12 protein-coding genes and 2 pseudogenes are annotated in these 21,219 nt (G+C 49.6%); 5 read left to right on the forward strand and 9 right to left on the reverse strand.

The annotated features are described in order from the left end of the window. The 7 genes and pseudogenes from BEG40_RS15685 to nifJ form a co-directional block, all read right to left on the reverse strand. On the reverse strand, window positions 1-409 hold a 409-nt coding region (locus BEG40_RS15685), incomplete at its 3' end, for a metal ABC transporter permease (protein ID WP_198600211.1). Next, a complete protein-coding gene (gene sitC / locus BEG40_RS15690; RefSeq protein WP_001101728.1) occupies window positions 406-1,263 on the reverse strand; it encodes an iron/manganese ABC transporter permease subunit SitC in 858 nt (285 codons plus the stop codon). The genes BEG40_RS15685 and sitC, both read right to left, overlap by 4 nt. Beyond that, entirely contained in the window at window positions 1,260-2,087 is an 828-nt protein-coding gene (sitB, locus tag BEG40_RS15695) for an iron/manganese ABC transporter ATP-binding protein SitB (protein ID WP_000983720.1), read from the reverse strand. Before sitB ends, sitC begins: the two co-directional genes overlap by 4 nt. Then, window positions 2,087-3,001, reverse strand: a complete 915-nt coding sequence (sitA, locus tag BEG40_RS15700; RefSeq protein WP_000555618.1) for an iron/manganese ABC transporter substrate-binding protein SitA — start codon at window positions 2,999-3,001, stop codon at window positions 2,087-2,089. Before sitA ends, sitB begins: the two co-directional genes overlap by 1 nt. A 586-nt stretch (window positions 3,002-3,587) precedes the next feature. Beyond that, a complete protein-coding gene (gene uspF, locus BEG40_RS15705) occupies window positions 3,588-4,022 on the reverse strand; it encodes a universal stress protein UspF (protein WP_001082294.1) in 435 nt (144 codons plus the stop codon). A 140-nt stretch (window positions 4,023-4,162) separates the two neighbouring features. Further along, entirely contained in the window at window positions 4,163-5,296 is a 1,134-nt protein-coding gene (gene ompN / locus BEG40_RS15710; RefSeq protein WP_105285709.1) for a porin OmpN, read from the reverse strand. A 367-nt stretch (window positions 5,297-5,663) separates the two neighbouring features. Then, a pseudogene (gene nifJ, locus BEG40_RS15715) lies at window positions 5,664-9,188 on the reverse strand (pyruvate:ferredoxin (flavodoxin) oxidoreductase). 273 nt (window positions 9,189-9,461) lie between these two features. On the opposite strand from nifJ, the gene BEG40_RS15720 reads away from it, so the two are divergent. Then, entirely contained in the window at window positions 9,462-9,728 is a 267-nt protein-coding gene (locus BEG40_RS15720; protein WP_001203005.1) for a putative hemolysin, read from the forward strand. Here BEG40_RS15720 and hslJ read toward each other — a convergent pair. Together hslJ and ldhA are read right to left on the reverse strand one after the other, a co-directional pair. Continuing rightward, the gene (hslJ, locus tag BEG40_RS15725; protein ID WP_021550836.1) at window positions 9,725-10,147 is read right to left on the reverse strand and encodes a heat shock protein HslJ; all 423 of its coding nucleotides are present in this window, start codon (window positions 10,145-10,147) and stop codon (window positions 9,725-9,727) included. The genes BEG40_RS15720 and hslJ overlap by 4 nt on opposite strands. A gap of 156 nt (window positions 10,148-10,303) precedes the next feature. Continuing rightward, on the reverse strand, window positions 10,304-11,293 hold the full coding sequence (gene ldhA, locus BEG40_RS15730; protein WP_105285710.1) for a D-lactate dehydrogenase: 990 nt from the start codon (window positions 11,291-11,293) through the stop codon (window positions 10,304-10,306). A gap of 207 nt (window positions 11,294-11,500) precedes the next feature. Here ldhA and BEG40_RS15735 point away from each other — a divergent pair, with 207 nt between their 5' ends. The 4 genes and pseudogenes from BEG40_RS15735 to BEG40_RS21930 all read left to right on the forward strand — a co-directional run bounded on the left by BEG40_RS15735 (window position 11,501) and on the right by BEG40_RS21930 (window position 21,169). Next, window positions 11,501-14,140: a YdbH family protein gene (locus BEG40_RS15735; protein WP_105285711.1), complete on the forward strand. Its 2,640-nt coding sequence runs from the start codon at window positions 11,501-11,503 to the stop codon at window positions 14,138-14,140. Then, window positions 14,137-14,322: a YnbE family lipoprotein gene (locus BEG40_RS15740; protein ID WP_000706311.1), complete on the forward strand. Its 186-nt coding sequence runs from the start codon at window positions 14,137-14,139 to the stop codon at window positions 14,320-14,322. Before BEG40_RS15735 ends, BEG40_RS15740 begins: the two co-directional genes overlap by 4 nt. Before the next feature lie 7 nt (window positions 14,323-14,329). Then, window positions 14,330-14,653 (forward strand): YdbL family probable chaperone protein, encoded by a 324-nt coding sequence (locus BEG40_RS15745; protein WP_000831644.1) that lies wholly within the window; start codon window positions 14,330-14,332, stop codon window positions 14,651-14,653. A gap of 406 nt (window positions 14,654-15,059) precedes the next feature. Further along, window positions 15,060-21,169 (forward strand): annotated as a pseudogene (locus BEG40_RS21930) (pectate lyase-fold domain-containing protein). Window positions 21,170-21,219: the final 50 nt, after the last annotated feature.

Raw genomic sequence — 21,219 nt, forward strand, 5'->3', positions numbered from 1 at the left:
AGGCCAGTAATGGGTTAAGTGATAACAGGTGTCTGGAAATATAGGGGCAAATCCAATGTACGTCTGGTTTGACTGCAATATACAAGATCAGACCTGCGGCAAACATGCCAGAAAAAACAATCCCCATCACTGTATCTTGCTTGATTCGGCTGTTGTCTTTCAGGTATCCCGTCGCCACCGCGCAGAATACTCCGGCGACGAATGCCCCTGTAGCCAGAGGTAACCCCAGAATCCAGGCAAGCACGATGCCAGGAAAAACCGCATGACTCATCGCGTCACCCATCAGTGCCCAACCTTTCAGGACCAGAAAGACCGACAGCAGCGCACAGGGTATGGAAACTACCAGTGAAATCAGCAGTGCGTGACTCATAAAGGTGAACTGCAGTGGCTCCAGTAATAATGCCATCATGAGCGATCCTCCAGCGCTTTATGCGCACGCCGACGATTTGCCAAAAGCCCATGGGTGGGCGCAAATACAAATGCTAAAAGAAACAGCAGTGTCTGCGCCACCACGATGATTCCACCTGTCGCGCCGTCCAGAAAGTAACTGACCCACGCGCCGAGGAAACTGGTTACACTGCCAATAGTTACAGCAATTATGAGCAGGCGGGGAAAACGATCGGTTAACAACCATGCTGTTGCACCGGGAGTCACCACCAGACAGATCACCAGAAAGGCACCAACCGTTTGCAGCGCCGCAACGGTCGAAACCGACAGCAGGGTGAAGAAGAGGATTTTTAATCTGCCCGGATGCAATCCAATAGCACGAGCGTGATTCTCGTCGAAAAAGGTCACCATAAGATCTTTCCATTTGAAAAAAAGCACGATGATCGAGAGAATGCCAATGATAGTGAGTTGCAGGATATCCGCCGGATCGATTGCCAGAATATTGCCCAGGACGATGGTCTGAATGTTCACGGATGTCGGGTTCAATGACACCATAAACAGCCCCAGGCCAAAAAAGGAGGAGAAGATCAGGCCGATGATGGCATCTTCTTTTAAGCGAGTGCGTTGGTTAAGAAACAGCATGCTGCCCGCTGCCAGTCCGCCGGAAAAGAAGGCTCCCAGAGAAAACGGAAGCCCCAGCATATATGCCCCCGCAACACCCGGGACAATAGAGTGCGACAGCGCATCGCCAATCAGCGACCAGCCTTTTAGCATCAGATAGCATGACAGGAAAGCGCAGAGACCGCCGACCATCGCCGAGACCCACATCGCATTGAGCATATATTCATAGCTGAAGGGTTCCAGTAGCACGTTCATCTTGCTTCCCCCTGCACCGCTGACGGTCGATGTGCCACAAAAGGGTGTTCATCGTCAGTAATAATGCTTTCTTCCGAGCCGTTAAGTGTGACATGGCGCAGTACGCCGCTAAAAGCCAGCTCCAGGTTCTCGGCTGTAAAAGTGGTGTCTGTCGGCCCGCTTGCCAGGACGGTGCCTTTGACCATGACCGTATAATCGCAAAATGTCGTGACTGAGCCGAGATTGTGCGTTGAGACAAGCATCGTCTTGCCTTCCGCGCGTAACTCCCTCAACAGGCTGATGATTTTCGCTTCGGTTTTCACATCAACGCCGGTAAAAGGTTCATCCAGCAGGATCACATCACCCTGCTGTGCAATCGCTCTCGCCAGAAAGACGCGTTTCTTTTGTCCACCGGAAAGCTCGCCGATTTGTCGATGGCGAAAATCCACCATATCGACACGTTCCAGCGCATCGGTGACAATCTGACGATCCCTCTTTTTGGCTATACGCAACATACCCATGTGCCCATAGCGGCCCATCATCACCACATCTTCCACTAGTACAGGAAATGACCAGTCAACCTCTTCTGACTGAGGGACGTAGGCAACCAGGTTTTTCTGTAGCGCCTGTCGCGTGGGAATACCCAGAACAGATATCTTTCCGCTGGTCAGACGCACAAATCCCATAATCGCTTTAAACAACGTCGATTTTCCGGAACCGTTTACCCCAACCAGAGCGGCAATAGATCCACTTGGTACTGTGAAGGATGCATCGCGCAGTGCTGTGTGCCCGTTACGCCAGGTGACAGTAACATCATTAACGACAATGCCCGCAGATTGCATCATTATTTCTCCCTTTTCCCGGCTTTAATTCCCTGTACCAGCGTACTGGTAGTAACCTTCAGAAGGTCGATATACGTAGGTACCGGGCCGTTTTCTGTGCTCAGGGAATCGACATAGAGTACACCGCCGTAGTGCGCGCCGGTTTCACGCGCAACCTGACGCGCTGGTTTATCGGAAATCGTACTCTCGCTAAAGACTGCCGGGATATGATTTTTCTTCACCATATCAACAACCTTACGTACCTGCTGCGGCGTGCCTTGTTGATCGGCATTAATCGGCCACAGATAAAGCTCTTTTAGCCCCAAATCGCGTGCGAGATAAGAAAAAGCCCCTTCACTGGTGACCATCCATCGCTGATTCTCAGGGAGTTCAGCAATCTGCTTACGCAGGGGGGCAAGGGTTTGGGTAATCTTGGCTTTATAAGTATCGGCATTACGTTGGTAGGTTTGTGCATTTGCCGGATCGTATTTTATCAACGCATCACGAATATTATCGACATAAATCAGAGCATTATCTGGCGACATCCAGGCATGGGGGTTAGGTTTGCCCTCATAGGGTCCTTCGGTGATCCCTACTGGCGTCACACCCGAAGAGACAATTACTTCTGGAACCCCATTGAGATGTTGGTAAAAGCGTTGGAACCACAATTCCAGATTCATACCATTGGCGAGAATCAGTTGTGCCCCCTGCGCACGTTTAATATCTCCAGGGGTAGGCTGATACTCATGAATTTCTGCACCAGGCTTGGTTATGGATGAGACTTCTGCAGCATCTCCAGCCACGTTTTTGGCCATATCCGCGATGATGGTAAATGTTGTAATGACCTTGAATTTTTCAGTTGCACTTGCCTGAAATGCGATCGAGCAGGTGAGGGCGAGGCACCCCAAGAGCATGGTTACTTTTTTTATTGAGTGCATAATTTAGTACCTATAGTGAGCAAAATTAGAACAAACATAGCAACAGCTATGTTTTATAGCATAAGCCATGCAAAATGAAAATGATTATCATTAGCGGTTGTGGGCCCAACACAGGGATTAGGTTGTTTCCTGCTGGCGATGTGGTATTGAGGAAAAAATTAGGGCAGCTATTAGGCTTTGAAATGACTTTATGAGGAGAATTGTTGATGGCAAAAATGGGGCAAAGCGCTGCAAAAGGGGCAAAAAAGGGGCAAAAAAAGAGTGGGTTATCGTAGCTTATTGTTGTCGCTGATGATGTTTAACACATTGAAAAATAAGTAAAATACTTATGAGTCAGAGAGTTGTGATTTTTGCCCTTACTTGTTCAGGTTGTATTGTTCTTTCTTACTAATTTCTTGATTTTGCGACATTTAAAAGCGACTCAATTCGTTATATGGCATCAGAAGAGTATGCGTCATGCCGGAATGTCCAGCATAAGAAATCTGATATAAAAACTGTGGCGTGTATGGTACGGATTAGAGGGGAAAATGTCAGCACATTTGCGAAATGAATCAAAAAGCCCGCAGCGACGTGCGGGCGTTAGTTTTTAGCGCACGACCAGCACGGAGCACTCTGCATGACGCACGACGGCGGCGGCGTTAGAGCCGAGCAGGTAGGTGGTGATATCCGGTCGATGGGAGGCAATGATGATCATATGAGCAGGGATCTTTTTCGCCATTTCCAGAATGCGGTCTTTTGGCGAACCTTCTTCAACATGAACATGCACTCTGTCAGTCGGCAGCTTGAATTTTTTAATTATCTCTTCCAGTTGCGATTTAGCTTCCGCTTTCAGGTCATCCATTGCCGGTAATTCTGCGGAATACGCTAAACCCAGAGAGGCATAGTAGGGCAGCGAAGGTATTACCGTCAGGAAATGAACCTCTGCATCATCAATCTTTGCCTCGGCCTCAACATGGCTAATCACGCGTTGAGTTAATTCTGAATCGGAAATATCGATAGGGACAAGAATCGTTCTGTTCATAAAACCTCCTGTTTTAGTATCCGCATAAAGTGTAACGCCAGATGAGGTCTTTTGTATAATGACGGAGTTCACATTTTTAATTTAGATTAAGCAGGATTTAATAAGTAGAAAAAGCCCGCCAGAGAGGCGGGCAGGCAGGATTAGAACTGATAAACCAGACCTAAAGCGACAATATCATCGGTAGAGATACCGTTGGCGGCGTAGAAGCTGTCATCTTCATCCAACAAGTTAATTTTATAGTCAACATAGGTAGACATATTTTTGTTGAAATAATATGTTGCGCCAACATCGGCGTATTTGACCAGATCTTTATCGTCAACACCGGCCGGGTTATCAGCACCGCCAGCAGCGTTCAGGTCACGCCCTTTAGACATCAGGAAAGACACTGCCGGACGCAGACCAAAGTCAAACTGATATTGGGCAGTGACTTCAAAGTTCTGGGTCTTGTTCGCAACGGCGTAATCGCTGTTGCCAAATGGTGTCATATTACGCGTTTCGGAATACATGGTTGCCAGATAAATGTTGTTAGCATCATATTTAATCCCGGCAGTCCAGGCATCGGCTTTATCGCCACCCGCCGCAGTATGGTTAACCTGGTCATTGGTGCGGTCTGAGGAGGTGTATGCCGCGCCCGCGCTAAAGCCCATACCTAAATCGTAGGTTGTGGAAAGCCCCCAGCCGTCGCCGTTTTCATGACGAACATCACGTCCGTTGTTGGTGCCTTCCTGACCGTTGTTTGCTCCTTCGTTATTACCCTGATACTGCACTGCGAAGTTCAGACCATTAACCAGGTCGAAGAAATCAGTATTACGATATGTCGCTACGCCATTAGCACGACCGGTCATAAAGTTGTCTGCATTGGTGTAGGAGTCACCGCCAAATTCTGGCAGCATATCGGTCCAGCCCTCTACGTCGTACATTACACCGTAATTACGTCCGTAATCGAAAGAACCGTAATTTGCAAATTTCAATCCGGCGAATGCCAGACGAGTCCAGGATTGGTTTTCTGAGGATTCAGTATTGTTTGCCTGAATATTGTATTCCCACTGACCATAGCCAGTGAGTTGATCGTTAATTTGTGTTTCGCCTTTAAATCCAAGACGCGCATAGCTCTGATCGCCATCTTTTGCAGAACTATCAGAAAAATAATGTAGGCCATCAACTTTGCCATAAAGATCTAATTTATTGCCGTCTTTATTATAAATTTCTGCTGCATGTCCAGCACCTGCGGCGAGCAGGGCAGGGATTAAGAGTGCCAGTATTTTGCTTTTCATTGAAAAAATCCTTTAGTTATTTTATTTGCCTTTCATTCCCCGTGTGGGAAGTGAAAACATCCTAAAGGAAAAGTTCCATTAGCCGATAAATGTCATTTGTTACGCCTTAAGTAAAACCTTAATCAAATAATTCCTGGGAAATGATGATTAGTTTGGTGAATGATTTGATGGTTATACATGCAAAATAAAAATTATACTTTTAAAAAATGATGCGTTATTCTGCGTGGGTTATATGCCTTTATTGTCACAGATATTATTTATCGTTGGGTCATTGCTATAGTTATTTCTTTCCCAGCAAATAAAAAGACAAGCCCGAACTTTCATTCGGGCTTTTTTTTTCGTTCCGGATAATCCTTATCCGACGACGCTACTCGGTGCCACTTTTATCCGTTTTTCCTGCCATTTGCGCGAGGAAGTCATAGCGTTTTTGCAGATCGGCTGCGGCATCTTTCCATAACTGTTCCGCCACTTCTGGCTGTTGCGAATTCAGACGGCGGAAACGTTGCTCATGGAGCAATGTCTCTTCCAGAGCCTCTGATGGCGGACGAGAATCCAGCGCCAGTGGCAGTTTGCCTTCATCGGCACGACGTGGATCAAAGCGATACAGCGGCCAGAAGCCGGTTGCGGTGAGTTGGCGCATCTGGTCGTGGCTCAATGCAAGGTCATAACCATGCTCTTCACACGGGCTGTAAGCAATGATCAGCGACGGCCCCGGATAGGCTTCCGCTTCCTGAATCGCTTTTACCGTCTGGTTCAACTGCGCGCCGAGAGAAATCTGCGCCACATAAACATGACCGTACATCATCATACTGACGCCGAGATCTTTACGCGCTTTGCGTTTGCCGTGTTCGCCAAACTTAGTCACCGCGCCAAGCGGCGTTGCTTTAGACGCCTGACCGCCGGTATTGGAGTAGCATTGCGTATCCAGTACCAGAATGTTGACGTTTTCCGTCAGGCTCAATACATGATCCAGACCACCGAAGCCGATATCGTAAGCCCAGCCGTCGCCACCAATCAGCCAGATTGATTTTTCCACCAACGCATCAGCGTCGCGTAGCAGTTCATGAGCTTCACTCACATCTTTGAGATGCTGGCGCAGCGTGGCAACCTGTTCGCGGCGAACGTTTGGCGTGGCGTCTGATTTCAACGCTGCCAGTAACTCCGCCGGGATTTTATCGGCAAACTGATCCAGCAGGCGCAGCACGCGGACACGATGCTGATCGACCGTCAGGCGGAAGCCCAGGCCAAATTCGGCGTTATCTTCAAACAGTGAATTCGCCCAGGCAGGACCTCGACCGTTGGCATCAGTGGTATACGGTGTGGATGGCAGGTTACCGCCGTAAATTGACGAACAGCCAGTGGCGTTAGCGATTAACATCCGGTCGCCATAGAGCTGAGTAAGCAATTTGATATATGGCGTTTCGCCACAACCGGAACAAGCACCAGAATATTCAAACAGCGGTGTGATTAACTGCGAAGTCCGAATATCAATACGTTCCAGTTTGCTGCGGTCGATTTCTGGCAGGTTGAGGAAGAAATCGTAATTGATTTTCTCTTCTTCCACATGTTCCAGACGCGACATCATATTGATGGCTTTGATCTCTGGATTCTGTCGGTCTTTCGCCGGGCAAACTTCAACACACAGATTACAGCCGGTGCAATCTTCCGGTGCGACCTGCAACACATATTTCTGCCCGCGCATATCGCGCGATTTGACATCCAGCGAATGCAGGCTGGCAGGGGCGTTTTCCATTGCTTCGGGTGGCACCACTTTTGCGCGAATAGCGGAGTGTGGGCAAGCAGCGACGCAGTGGTTACATTGGGTACAGAGTTCCTCTTTCCAGATGGGGATCTCTTCGGCGATATTGCGTTTTTCCCAGCGCGTGGTTCCCATCGGCTATGTGCCGTCTGGCGGCAGCGCCGAAACGGGGAGGGCATCGCCAAGTCCGGCGAGCATCGCAGCGGTAACGGTTTTAACGAAATCAGGTGCAGCATCGGAAACCACCGGTGGACGATTCGCACTATGCGGATTGACCGGCTGTAACGGGACTTCTTCCACGGATTCTCGCGCCAGCGCCAGTGCCTGCCAGTTGCGCTCCACCAGATCCTGGCCTTTGCTGCTGTAGCTTTTGGCAATCGCGCCCTGCAATTCAGCTAGGGCGCTGTCGCCAGGCAGAATTTGTGTCAGGTGGAAAAACGCCATCTGCATTACGGTATTAATACGAGCCGCCAGTCCACATTCACGCGCGATTTTCGCTGCGTTAATGACATAAAAGCGTGCTTTTTTCTGATTCAGCACCGCCTGCACTTCTTGCGGCAACCGCGACCAGACTTCATCGGCACTGTACGGCGTGTTAAGCAGGAAAATACCGCCAGGTTTTAAACGCTCAGCCATCTGATATTTATCGATAAACTGCAACTGGTGGCAACCAACAAAATCAGCCTGGGGAATCAGATATGCAGAACGAATGGGATGTTCGCTTACGCGCAGGTGAGAAACTGTCAGACCACCGGCTTTTTTGGAGTCGTAAACAAAATAACCCTGCGCATACCACGGCGTGGAGTTACCGATAATCTTGATATTGTTTTTAGTCGCGGAAACGCTGCCATCACTGCCCAGACCATAAAACAGGGCTTCCAGCTTCGCGGAGTTTGGCAGGGTATTTTCTGGCAATGGTAGCGACAGATTGGTTACATCATCGTAAATACCGACGGTAAAACGGGGTTTGGGTTTGGCTGCGTTAAGTTCGGCAAATACTGCCAGCACACAATCCGGGCCAAACTCTTTGGATGATAAGCCATAGCGCCCGCCAATGACGCGTGGCAGTGTTTCACGCTCACCATTATTAAAGGCTTCCGCCAGCGCGGTCATTACGTCCAGATACAGTGGCTCTGCCTGGGCGCCCGGCTCTTTGGTACGATCCAGCACCGCGACAGTTCGCACGGAGTCTGGCAATGCTTGCAGTAAGTGTTTGGCGGAGAACGGGCGGTATAGTCGAACTTTCAGCACCCCGACTTTTTCGCCACGGGTAAGTAACTCATCAACCACTTCTTCACAAGTACCGATGGCAGATCCCATCAGGATAATCACCCGTTCTGCTTGTGGATGCCCGTAGTATTCAAAAGGCTGATACTGACGACCCGTAGCGGCGGCGAAATCATTCATCGCCTGTTCAACATGGTCGTAAACTGCGTTGTACCACGGGTTGGTGGCTTCACGTGACTGGAAGTAGGTGTCCGGGTTAGCCGAGGTGCCGCGAATTACCGGATGTTCCGGGTTCAGCGCGCGGGCGCGGTGGGCATCAATTTCTGCCTGCGGCATCAGTTCAAGAATCGTGTCGTCAGCCAGTGGAACGATTTTGTTGATCTCGTGGGACGTGCGGAAACCATCAAAAAAATGAATAAACGGCACACGGCTTTTTAGTGTTGCGATATGTGAAATGAGAGCGAAGTCCTGCGCTTCCTGAACGTTTGCTGCACACAACATGGCGCAACCGGTTTGGCGCACGGCCATCACGTCTGAATGATCGCCAAAAATAGAGAGCGCATGAGTAGCGACGGTACGCGCTGCTACATGCAGTACAAACGGCGTCAGTTCGCCCGCCAGTTTGTACAACGTCGGAATCATCAGCAGTAAACCCTGCGATGATGTAAATGATGTCGAGAGAGCACCCGTTTGCAAAGCGCCGTGCACAGTCGCGATAGCACCAGCTTCTGACTGCATTTCAACCACGCGGGGCGTATCTCCCCACACGTTTTTCAAGCCGTTTCCGGCCCATGCATCGGCCTGTTCCGCCATCGTGGAACTTGGGGTAATAGGGTAGATGGCGATAACTTCACTGGTACGAAATGCCACCGAAGCTACCGCGCCATTACCATCAATTGTGATCATACAACACCCTTACATTGCGCAAATGAGGGGCACACGAAAAAACTGCGCGCCCAGTAGTTATCTCTCAATTTTAGCAAATGGCTTTCTGTTGCATTTTCGCTTTTGTGTCCCCCATATCAGCGTAATGAATGTTTTGATCAAACAGTGGACAAAAAAATAGCCATAAAAAAGTAACAATGCGTTGCAACACACATAGTTGTTCTCGACGTAGTCGTCTGTGCTGCCTATTATTTACGGCGGTGTCGTTTGGTTTAAAGATTAGAGGAAGTAAAGATGCGAGCAGTGTTGTGGGTCGGGTGTGCCGCTTTATTGTTATCGGCGTGTAGTAGTGAACCAGTTCAGCAGGCAACTGCGGCGCATGTGGCGCCTGGTTTAAAAGCGTCCATGTCCAGTAGCGGTGAAGCAAATTGCGCGATGATTGGTGGTTCGCTATCCGTTGCCCGTCAACTTGACGGAACGGCTATTGGAATGTGTGCATTACCCAACGGCAAACGCTGTAGCGAACAGTCACTTGCCGCCGGAAGCTGTGGCAGCTATTAATTCATTAAATCTGCCAGTTTATAAGTTAATGTCTGTTTCGCGGTTGCCAGCGTCAACTGGTTGGCGGTTAGATCTACCTGCGCACCTTCTTTCAGCATTTCGCTGATGGTGTGATCGAGTTCGTTAAGCTGTGGGTTGGCACACATCATGCGGGTCATTGCCAGTCCTTTAACTTTCAGTTCACCGCCAGAAAGTTTACCCTCGCCGCTAAAGCGGTTGCACATGTTGCCAGAAATCATCATCTTTTCACCAAAGCTGATTTCTGGCGGGTTTTTATCGCTGGTAACAGGTTGACCGTTGACACTTTCCAGCACAAAGCGGTGATGCTGTAATTGTTCTGGCGTCACAGCAATTTTGTCATTACTTACACATCCCGCCATCAGCAGGCTTAACGCAACAAGCGCGGCTACTTTCTTCATTTTGGTTCTCAACTTAAGGTATAAATCAGGTGCTGACTGCCGAATGCAACGCGACGCGCCTTACCCGTCCTACAAAACATATTTTAAGAATAGTGGATGAAAGATCTTTGGGGATTATCTGAATAAGCTCCCCTGGTTTGCAGGGGAGCTGCAGGATTAAACCAGTTCGTTCGGGCAGGATTCGCCTTTTTCCAGATTGCTTAAGTTTTGCAGCGTGGTCTGGGAAATACTGGTCAGAGCTTCTGCCGTCAGGAATGCCTGGTGTCCGGTAAACAGCACGTTATGGCAGGCAGACAGACGACGGAACACGTCATCCTGGATCACGTCGTTGGATTTATCTTCAAAGAACAGATCGCGTTCGTTTTCATACACGTCCATCCCCAGCGAGCCAATTTTCTGGTTTTTCAGAGCTTCAATTGCCGCCTGGGAATCAATCAATGCGCCACGACTGGTGTTGACGATCATTACGCCGTTTTTCATCTGATCAAACGCCGCCTCATTCAGCAGGTGGTAGTTCTCCGGCGTTAGTGGGCAGTGCAGGGAGATAACGTCTGATTCAGAGAACAGGGTCGGCAGATCGACATACTCCACACCGAGCTCCAGCGCCGCCGCACTTGGGTACGGATCGAACGCAAGCAGACGCATACCAAAACCTTTCAGAATGCGCAGCATCGCCACACCGATCTTACCGGTGCCGATAACGCCCGCTGTTTTGCCATACATAGTAAAGCCGGTCAGACCTTCCAGAGAGAAGTTAGCGTCACGGGTACGCTGATACGCGCGGTGAATACGGCGGTTCAGCGTCATCATCATACCGATGGCGTGTTCAGCAACGGCCTCTGGATCATAGGCTGGAACACGGACTACTTTCAGCCCCAGTTCTTTTGCCGCGTCAAGGTCGACGTTGTTGAAACCGGCACAGCGCAGGGCGATATATTTAACGCCGTGCTTTTTCAGCTCTTCCAGCACCGGGCGGCTGCCGTCATCGTTTACGAAAATACATACCGCTTCGCAGCCATTGGCAGTTTTAGCGGTTTTTTCCGTCAGCAGAAAGTCAAAAAATTCCAGCTCAAAGCTAAAGGACTCGTTCACCTGTTGCAGGTACTTCTTGTCGTACTGTTTTGTGCTATATACGGCGAGTTTCATAAGACTTTCTCCAGTGATGTTGAATCACGCTTAAGCTACTAAAAATATTTTACAAAATATAAAATATAATTGAAAGCTATAGCCATATTGAAAAATTCATTAACAACTATGCTTAGTGTAGGCGCAACCTTCAACTGAACGGTTAAACATGCCACAATACCCGTATTGAATGCTTAATTTTTCGCTAAATCAGGATATTAACTACCCATGTTGGGTAAATATAAAGCTGTTCTCGCGCTGCTATTACTGATTATTCTTGTGCCGTTGACGTTGCTGATGACGCTCGGATTGTGGGTGCCCACGCTGGCGGGCATCTGGCTACCGCTCGGTACACGTATTGCATTAGATGAAAGCCCACGCATTACGCGTAAAGGTTTAATCATTCCCGATCTCCGTTATCTGGTGGGAGATTGTCAGCTTGCACATATCACCAACGCCAGTCTTTCACATCCCAGCCGCTGGTTATTGAATGTCGGTGCCGTAGAACTTGACTCTAATTGCCTGGCTAAATTACCACAGGAAGAACCCTCTCCAGCCGCGCCGAAGACCCTCGCGCAGTGGCAAGCCATGTTGCCTAACACCTGGATCAATATTGATAAACTGATCTTTTCTCCCTGGCAGGAATGGCAGGGAAAACTCTCTCTCGCGTTAACCTCTGATATCCAGCAACTGCGTTATCAGGGCGAAAAAGTTAAATTTCAAGGCCAGCTTAAAGGGCAACAACTTACAGTCAGCGAGCTGGATGTCGCCGCGTTCGAAAATCAGCCGCCGGTAAAACTGGTGGGAGAATTTACCCTGCCGCTAGTGCCGGATGGGCTTCCTGTAAGTGGCCATGCTACTGCGACGTTGAATTTGCCGCAGGAACCGTCGCTGGTGGATGCCGAACTTGAGTGGCAGGAAAATAGCGGGCAATTGATTGTGATGGCACGAGATAACGGCGATCCATTGCTCGATTTACCATGGGAAATTACACGTCAGCAATTGACGGTAAGTGATGGTCGCTGGAGCTGGCCGTATGCAGGTTTTCCCCTTAGTGGACGGTTGGGTGTCAAAGTCGATAACTGGCAGGCCGGGCTTGAGAACGCATTAGTCAGTGGTCGGCTGAGTGTGCTGACCCAGGGAAAAGCGGGTAAGGGCAATGCGGTGCTTAATTTTGGCCCAGGAAAATTAAGCATGGATAACAGTCAGATGCCACTGCAGCTGACCGGTGAAGCGAAACAGGCGGATCTTATTTTATATGCCCGTTTACCGGCACAGCTAAGCGGAAGTCTGACTGACCCAACGCTGGCCTTTGAGCCTGGCGCGTTATTACGTTCAAAGGGGAGAGTCATCGATTCACTGGACATCGATGAAATCCGCTGGCCTTTAGCGGGGGTAAAAGTCACTCAACGTGGTGTTGACGGGCGCTTGCAGGCTATTTTGCAGGCACATGAAAATGAACTGGGCGACTTTGTGCTGCATATGGATGGTCAGGCGAACGATTTTCTCCCTGATGCAGGACGCTGGCAGTGGCGTTACTGGGGAAAAGGCAGTTTTACCCCGATGAATGCCAACTGGGATGTCGCAGGAAAAGGTGAGTGGCATGACAGCACGATTACGCTTACCGATCTTTCGACCGGTTTCGACCAGTTGCAATATGGCACAATGACGGTGGAAACGCCGCGCTTAATTCTTGATAAACCCGTTGTCTGGGTACGCGACGCTCAGAATCCGTCTTTTAGTGGTGCGCTTTCGCTGGATGCAGGGCAAACGCTTTTCACGGGGGGCCGCGTGTTACCGCCATCAACCTTAAAATTTAGTGTTAAAGGGCGCGAACCAACTTATTTCCTCTTCAAAGGCGATTTACATGCTGGCGAGATTGGTCCGGTACGGGTAAATGGTCGCTGGGACGGTATTCGTCTGCGCGGTAACGCCTGGTGGCCTAAACAATCACTCACTGTATTTCAGCCGCTGGTGCCACCTGACTGGAAGATGAACCTACGCGATGGCGAGCTGTATGCTCAGGTAGCCTTTTCCGCTGCGCCTGATCAAGGCTTCCGTGCGGGGGGGCATGGCGTATTAAAAGGTGGCAGCGCCTGGATGCCTGATAACCAGGTCAACGGCGTCGACTTTGTACTACCGTTCCGTTTTGGCGACGGTGCGTGGCACCTGGGGACGCGGCGACCTGTATCATTACGTATTGCTGAAGTGGTTAACCTTGTGACGGCAAAAAATATCACTGCCGATCTTCAGGGGCGTTATCCGTGGACCGAAGACGAACCCTTGCTACTGACCAATGTGAGTGTTGATGTTTTAGGCGGTAACGTGCTGATGAAACAATTACGTATGCCGCAGCACGATCCGGCGCTATTGCGCCTGAATAATCTCTCATCCAGTGAACTGATTAGCGCCGTCAACCCGAAACAATTCGCTATGTCAGGGGCATTTAGTGGTGCTTTGCCATTATGGCTGAATAATGAAAAATGGATTGTAAAAGATGGTTGGCTGGCAAACTCAGGCCCCATGACTTTACGTCTGGATAAAGACACGGCGGATGCAGTAGCAAAAGACAATATGACCGCCGGAACCGCTATCAACTGGTTGCGCTATATGGAAATTAGCCGTTCATCGACAAAAATTAATTTAGATAATCTCGGTGTATTAACCATGCAGGCAACGATCAGCGGTAATAGTCGGGTTGATGGCAAAACAGGCACTGTGAATCTTAATTACAGTCACGAAGAGAATATTTTTACGTTATGGCGCAGTTTACGCTTTGGCGATAATCTCCAGGCGTGGCTGGAACAGAATGCCCGTATCCCGGAAAATGACTGCCCGTCAGGAAAAGAATGTGAGGAAAAACAATGAAAATAGTGATAGCCGCGCTCGCGTCTTCTTTTATGTTGGTTGGTTGCACTCCGCGCATAGAGGTGGCTGCGCCGAAGGAGCCAATCACCATTAATATGAACGTTAAAATTGAGCATGAGATCATCATCAAAGCGGACAAAGATGTTGAAGACCTGCTTAAAACCCGTAGCGATCTTTTTTGAGGTAATGATGAAAAGAACATTACTCATAATGGTGTGGATTATTGGCCTGATGAGCAGCAGTGCGATGGCATTGACCCTGAATGAAGCCAGAAGTCAGGGGCGGGTCGGTGAAACGCTTAACGGTTACCTGGTGGCGCTGGAAACGGATGCCGAAACACAGGCATTGGTAAGAGATATTAATGAAGCTCGTAATCGTAGTTACCAGCAACTGGCAAAGCAGAATAATGTATCCACAGATGAGATAGCGAAACTGGCAGGGCAAAAACTTGTCGCTCGCGCGAAGCCGGGTGAATATGTGCAGGGGATTAATGGTAAATGGTTGCGAAAATAAATTACTATTAGAAACAAAATATCTATATTGGCATTATTTTATAATACTGAGCATTATTAGAGTGTAAGTCATTGTTATTAATATTTATTATATATCCTCTTGTTATAGCGGTAAATAATTTCAACTCATCATCAAAATAGATAAAATTTAATATTTTATTTTCTGTATGAATGAATTATTAATGTCTTTTTCTCTCCGGTCTTTAATTATTTGTTTAAAATGATTTTCTCGCAGAATATAATTTAATAATTGTTTTATTGTTATTTCTGAACTGTTCTATCTTAGTATTCGCCGCATGAATAAAATAAATTTTGTTTATTAAATGCTTCGTTGCAAGCATTTAGTGCTTTCTGTCTTTAAGTCTTGTGTAGTTTGTTATGCAAGAACTATTTTTAAGGAGTTATATATGCAAAGGAAAAAATTGTTGTCTGTCTGTGTTGCGATGGCGTTAAGTAGCCAGACATGGGCTGCGGATACCACTACAACCGAGTCAGCCGACGAAACACGGAAATCCAGCAAAATATCCTGTCCGGCAAATATTCACATATTAAATAAAGAACAGCTTGAGAATTTACCGGCAGAATGTAGAGATCTTAAAGACAGTGCCGTTTTACCCTGGGCTGCCGCTGGTCTGGCGGCGGTAGTAACAGGTGTCGCGGTCTATGCCCTACACGATGATAATAATCACCATCACGACGATCGGTCTCCGGTGCCGGATGATGGCGGTAATACGCCAGTACCGCCGGACGATGGCGGTGATACACCAGTACCGCCAGATGGTGGTGGAGACTCGCCAGTACCGCCGGACGATGGCGGAGACACGCCAGTACCGCCAGATGATGGCGGTGATACACCAGTACCACCGGATGATGGCGGTGATACACCAGTACCGCCAGATGATGGTGGTGACACGCCAGTGCCGCCAGATGATGGTGGTGACACGCCAGTACCGCCGGACGATGGCGGTAATACGCCAGTACCGCCGGACGATGGCGGAGACACGCCAGTACCACCGGATGATAAACCGGACCCGATCAAATACAACAACAACGTGACCTGGGATCAAGCTGAAAAAACGCTGCAAATCCGTAACGCAACGTTTACCTACACCGAGAATGCGGATGGCAGCTATACCCTGACGGCAAAAGACGGTCGCCAGACAATTGTCAAACAGTGGAAGGTAAATGAAGACAGCAACACGGCAGTCTTCGAAGGTGTTAACAAAGCGGGTGGAATCACCTGGAGCTACGACGACGAGGGCAAAATCCACATCACCAAAGAAGCTGGTGTGGTAGTTGATGGAACCACGGGCAACGATATCAAAGTCAGTGACGCCATTATTACCGACCAGGGCGGCAACACTGCGCTGAATGGCGGTACGGTAATGACCGTGGAAGGCGATAATATTGTTCTGAACAATGACGGTAAAACCACTGCGATTGGCGAAGGTTCCATTGTCGGTATCCTGACGGGCGATAACATCACCATCAATAACAATGGTGAAACCGAAGTGGATGGCGGTACGGCCGTTATTGTCAACGGTGACAACGCGACGATTAATACCCAGGGTGACGCCACATTTACTAACGGCGGTACAGGTAGCCTGATTAACGGTGACGATGCTGTTATTGATAATAAAGGGAATATGACCGTCGATGGTGAAAACTCGGCGGCGACCAAAATTATCGGTGATGACGCGCTTATCAAGCAGGAAGGCGATCTTTACGTCAGCGGCGCTGCACACGGTATTGACGTCGAGGGTAACGGCACCATTGTCAGTAACAAAGGCAATATTACCGTAGTGGATGATAAATCCATTGGCGTATTGCTGGATGGCAGTGATGTCACGTTTATGAATATCGGTGATATTACGGTTGGCGAGACAGGGCACGATGATTCGGTGTGCTGATCGACGGCGACAACGCCACCTTCGTCAACGTGGGGGATATCACCACCAAAAATAGTGGTACGGGCGTTAACGTTGCCGGTGATGAGGGCAGTATTTCACTTTCAGGCAAGATGTCCGTCAACGACGCCACGACCGGGCTGGAGGTAAGCGGCAGCAGCAACAGCATCACGCTGACAACTTATGAGCTGAGTATTGAAGGTGAAAATGCAACGGGCGTAAGTTTATCTGGCAACGGAAACAACCTCGAAATTTCAGGGGATATGACCGTTGATGGGGTGAACGCGGTGGGTACACGGTTAACTGGCGATGATACCCGTGTCCTCCAGAATGGCGACCTGTTTGTTAGCGGTGCAGCGCACGGCATTGATGTCAGTGGCGATCGCGCGACCATCGGCAACACGGGCAAAATTACCGTTGTGGATAAGAATTCGAACGGCGTCATGATCGACGGCGATGACGTACAGTTTACCAATGTTGGCGAAATCGACATCTCAAAAAATGGTACGGGTGTCGCTATTACGGGCGATCGCGAGCAGGTCGAGTTGCGGGGAGATATCAACGTTATCCAGGAAAAAGACGATAGCGGATTGTTCCAGGGCGCAACGGGTATCAATATGACGGGTAATAGTAGCGATATCACCCTGGACGGAAATATCAACCTGATATCGAGTATGGGGGCCGAAAGTACCCGCGTACCGTCACCGCTGGATGGGATAAATATTAGCGGTGATAATAACACCATTGATTTAAACGGCAGCATAAACTTCTCATTCAATGAGGGGATGGCTACGGTGGAAGCCAATATGCGGGGGATCAACGTTACTGGTAAAGGTAATACCGTTAATCTGCAGGGCGGTATTAACGTTTCAGGAACAGGCGCTGAGGAGGTTGTAACCGGTGTTAACGTTTCTGGCGTGAATACGGTTAACGTCAGTGGTCACTCCAGCGTGGATGCCAGCACGCTGCGGGGCCAGGTGACGCTTGTTGCAGCTTCGGATGGTGCAACGGTCACTCTCAACAGAGACTCCGTTATTGACGTTACCGGCAATTTAATCAATACCCAATATATTTATCCTTACGCCGTTCTTATGGCAAATGACTCCGGAACGCATATTGATAACTATGGAACCATTAATGCAGCCACCTCACAGGAGTTGATGGTGGCTCGCGCAGGCGGAACCGTCACTAATTTCGGCACCATAACGGCGTTGCCGGGAGAAAATCAGGCCAGTGACTCAAAGGTTGCGATGGTTCACGCCAGCGGAGAGGGATCAAATGCGACAAATGCGACTGGCGGTACAATTAACGTAGTTTCCGCCACCACGCCACAAGGAGGTGATGGCGAAGCGGCTTACCCCCTTCCCTGGTATAACAGAGTGTTCTTCGCCTTAATGGCGGATAATTATGGGCAAGCCACTAACGAAGCTAATGCGCTGATTAATCTGCATGGCGCAGGAACCTATGGCGTTTCTTCAGCAAAAGGTACTGCCATTAATGCCGGAGAAATTAACGTCGATAGTTTTATCCCGACTCTGGATGATAATGGCAATATCACCAGCGAAGCCTATTGGCAGACGAATACTCCGTATCTAATGGGCGGCGGTATGCTGGTGGGGTCGACCGAGACTGGCTGGGCAGATGCCACCGGGTTGAATACAGGCACAATCAACGTCAACAATGAAGGTTTTGGTATGCTGGCGCTGAACGGCGGTACAGCGGTAAACCAGGGCACTATCAATCTGACGACGGATGAAAACGTCACGAAGCAACAGAATAACCAACTGTTCGCAATGGGCGCTGTTGGCACCGGCGTGGCGATTAATGACAAAACCGGTGTGATCAATATTGATACCGATGTCGGACAGGCTTTTTATACTGACGGTTTGGGCACCATTATCAATTACGGCACTATCTGTACGTTTGGCAATTGCCAAACCGCCGGTGTGTATAACCCGACCGATCCGGCAGTTAGCCTTGTCTACACCGGGGGAGATACGATCACCGCCGAAGGGCAGTCAACCAACTTTACTCAATCCGTTGTAATAACCAATACCACGCCGGGTAGCGTTACCAACGCAGGAACTGTTACCAGCCAGATGCTGACAGTTCTGAGCGGTGAACTGGATAATACCGCAACCGGAAATATCAGTAACATGATTAAACTGAATGACGGCGGCGTAGTTGATAACGCAGGTAAAATTAACAACATTGATGTGAACGGCGGCACGCTGAATAACGACGGTACGGTGTCAGGCCAGGTAACGATATATGCTGGCGCCAGTAATGCATTGGTGAGCAATACAGGGACCATCAATAAACTGGTACAGAAAGACGGTACTGTTAATAACAGCGGTGTAATTACCGGCCGTATCACTCAACAAAACGGCACCTTCAACAACCAGCAGGGCGGCACGGTTAAAAACGGTGCTATGTTAACCAATAAAGCCGTGGTGAATAACGAAGGTGAATGGATTCTTGGCGAGAGCAGTGGTGGCACCAATGCCGGCATGTTAGAAATAAACAATAACGCCGTATTTAATAACAGCGGTGAGTTTATTCTTAATAATGCTAAAAATGCTATTCACCTGAATCAGTCTGGTACGCTGTACAACACCGGGCATATGTCGTTGATCGATTCCTCAAATAACGGAGCCGTGAATATTTGGGGGAATAACGGGCGCTTTATCAACAACGGTAAAGTGGATTCAACCGCCAAATCTGTCGTTGTCAGCGCCAGTAACGCGGCGGCGACCGACGCGTTCTTCTGGAATATGAGTGAAGGCGAGATTAATTTCGACCATGATAACGCCAGCGCGGTGAAATTCACCCATAACAACTATGTCGCGCAGAATGACGGCACCATGAACATCAGCGGCAACAATGCCGTGGCGATGGAAGGGAACAATAATGCGCAACTGGTCAACGAGGGCATCATTAACCTGGGTACGGAAGGCACGACCGATACTGGCCTGATTGCAATGCAACTGGATGCCAATGCAACGGCAGACGCAGTCATTGAGAACAACGGCACCATTAATATTTATGCCAATGATTCTTTTGCTTTCAGTGTGCTGGGGACGAATGGCCACGTCGTCAACAACGGTTCGGTGGTGATCGCTGATGATGTGACCGGGTCTGGCCTGATCAAACAGGGCGACAGCGTGAATGTGGAAGGGAAGAACGGCAACAACGATAACACCACCGAAGTTCATTACGGCGATTACACATTACCGGATGTACCAAATACTACAGTGACATCGTTTGCTGATAACTCAAGTGGCGACGCTGGCGCTACCAACAACCTCAACGGCTATGTTGTGGGCACTAACGCCGACGGCAGCTCGGGGCGATTGATGGTCAATAACGCCAGCATGAACGGCGTGGAGATCAACACTGGCTTCGCTGCGGGTACAGCAGAGACCACCGTTAACTTTGATAACGTAGTACAGGGCAGCAACCTCACTGACGCGAACGCCATCACGTCCACTACTGTGATGTGGAATGCGCAAGGAAGTACGGATGCGAGCGGTAACGTAGACGTGACAATGACCAAAAACACCTACACCGATGTCGCGACAGATGGCAGTGTGAATGATGTGGCGAAGGCGCTGGACGCGGGCTACACCAACAACGAGCTGTACACCAGTCTGAACGTAGGTACCACGGCGGAACTGAACAGCGCGCTGAAGCAAATCAGCGGCAGCCAGGCGACCACCGTGTTCCGCGAAGCCCGCGTGTTAAGCAACCGCTTCAGTATGCTGGCGGATGCCGCACCGAAGGTGGGCAATGGTCTGGCGTTCAACGTGGTGGCAAAAGGCGATCCGCGCGCGGAACTGGGCAACGACACGCAATACGACATGCTGGCGCTGTGTAAAACGCTTGACCTGAGTGACAGCCAGAGCCTGAGCCTGGAGTACGGCATCGCCCGTCTGGATGGCAACGGTTCTGACAAGGCCGGGGACAACGGCGTGACCGGTGGTTACAGCCAGTTCTTTGGCCTGCAACATCAGATGACCTTTGAGAATGGCGTGAACTGGAATAACGCCCTGCGTTATGACGTTCATAACCTCGACAGCAGCCGTGCCGTAGCTTACGGCGACGTAAGTAAAACAGCCAATACCGACGTGAAGCAGCAGTACCTGGAATTCCGCAGCGAAGGGGCGAAAACCTTTGAACCGCGCGAAGGGCTGAAAATCACGCCGTATGCCGGAGTGAAACTGCGCCACACGCTGGAAGGCGGTTATCAGGAACGTAATGCCGGTGACTTTAACCTGAATATGAACAGTGGCAGCGAAACGGCGGTGGACAGCATCGTCGGGCTGAAACTGAACTACGCAGGGAAAGACGGCTGGAGCGCGAACGCCACGCTGGAGGGCGGGCCGAACCTGAGTTATGCGAAGAGCCAGCGCACGGCGAGCCTTGCCGGGACAGGTGGTCAGCAGTTTAACGTTGACGACGGGCAGAAGGGCGGCGGTATTAACAGCCTGGCAAGCGTCGGCGTGAAGTACAGTAGCAAAGAAAGTTCGCTGCATCTGGATGCTTACCACTGGAAAGAGGACGGCATCAGCGACAAAGGCTTGATGCTGAACTTTAAGAAAACGTTCTAATTTTTCGCATGTGACACAAAAACCGCAACGCTGATACTGGTTGCGGTTTT

This window comes from Escherichia sp. MOD1-EC5495 (assembly GCF_002965965.1).
GTDB classification, from domain to species: Bacteria; Pseudomonadota; Gammaproteobacteria; order Enterobacterales; family Enterobacteriaceae; genus Escherichia; species Escherichia ruysiae.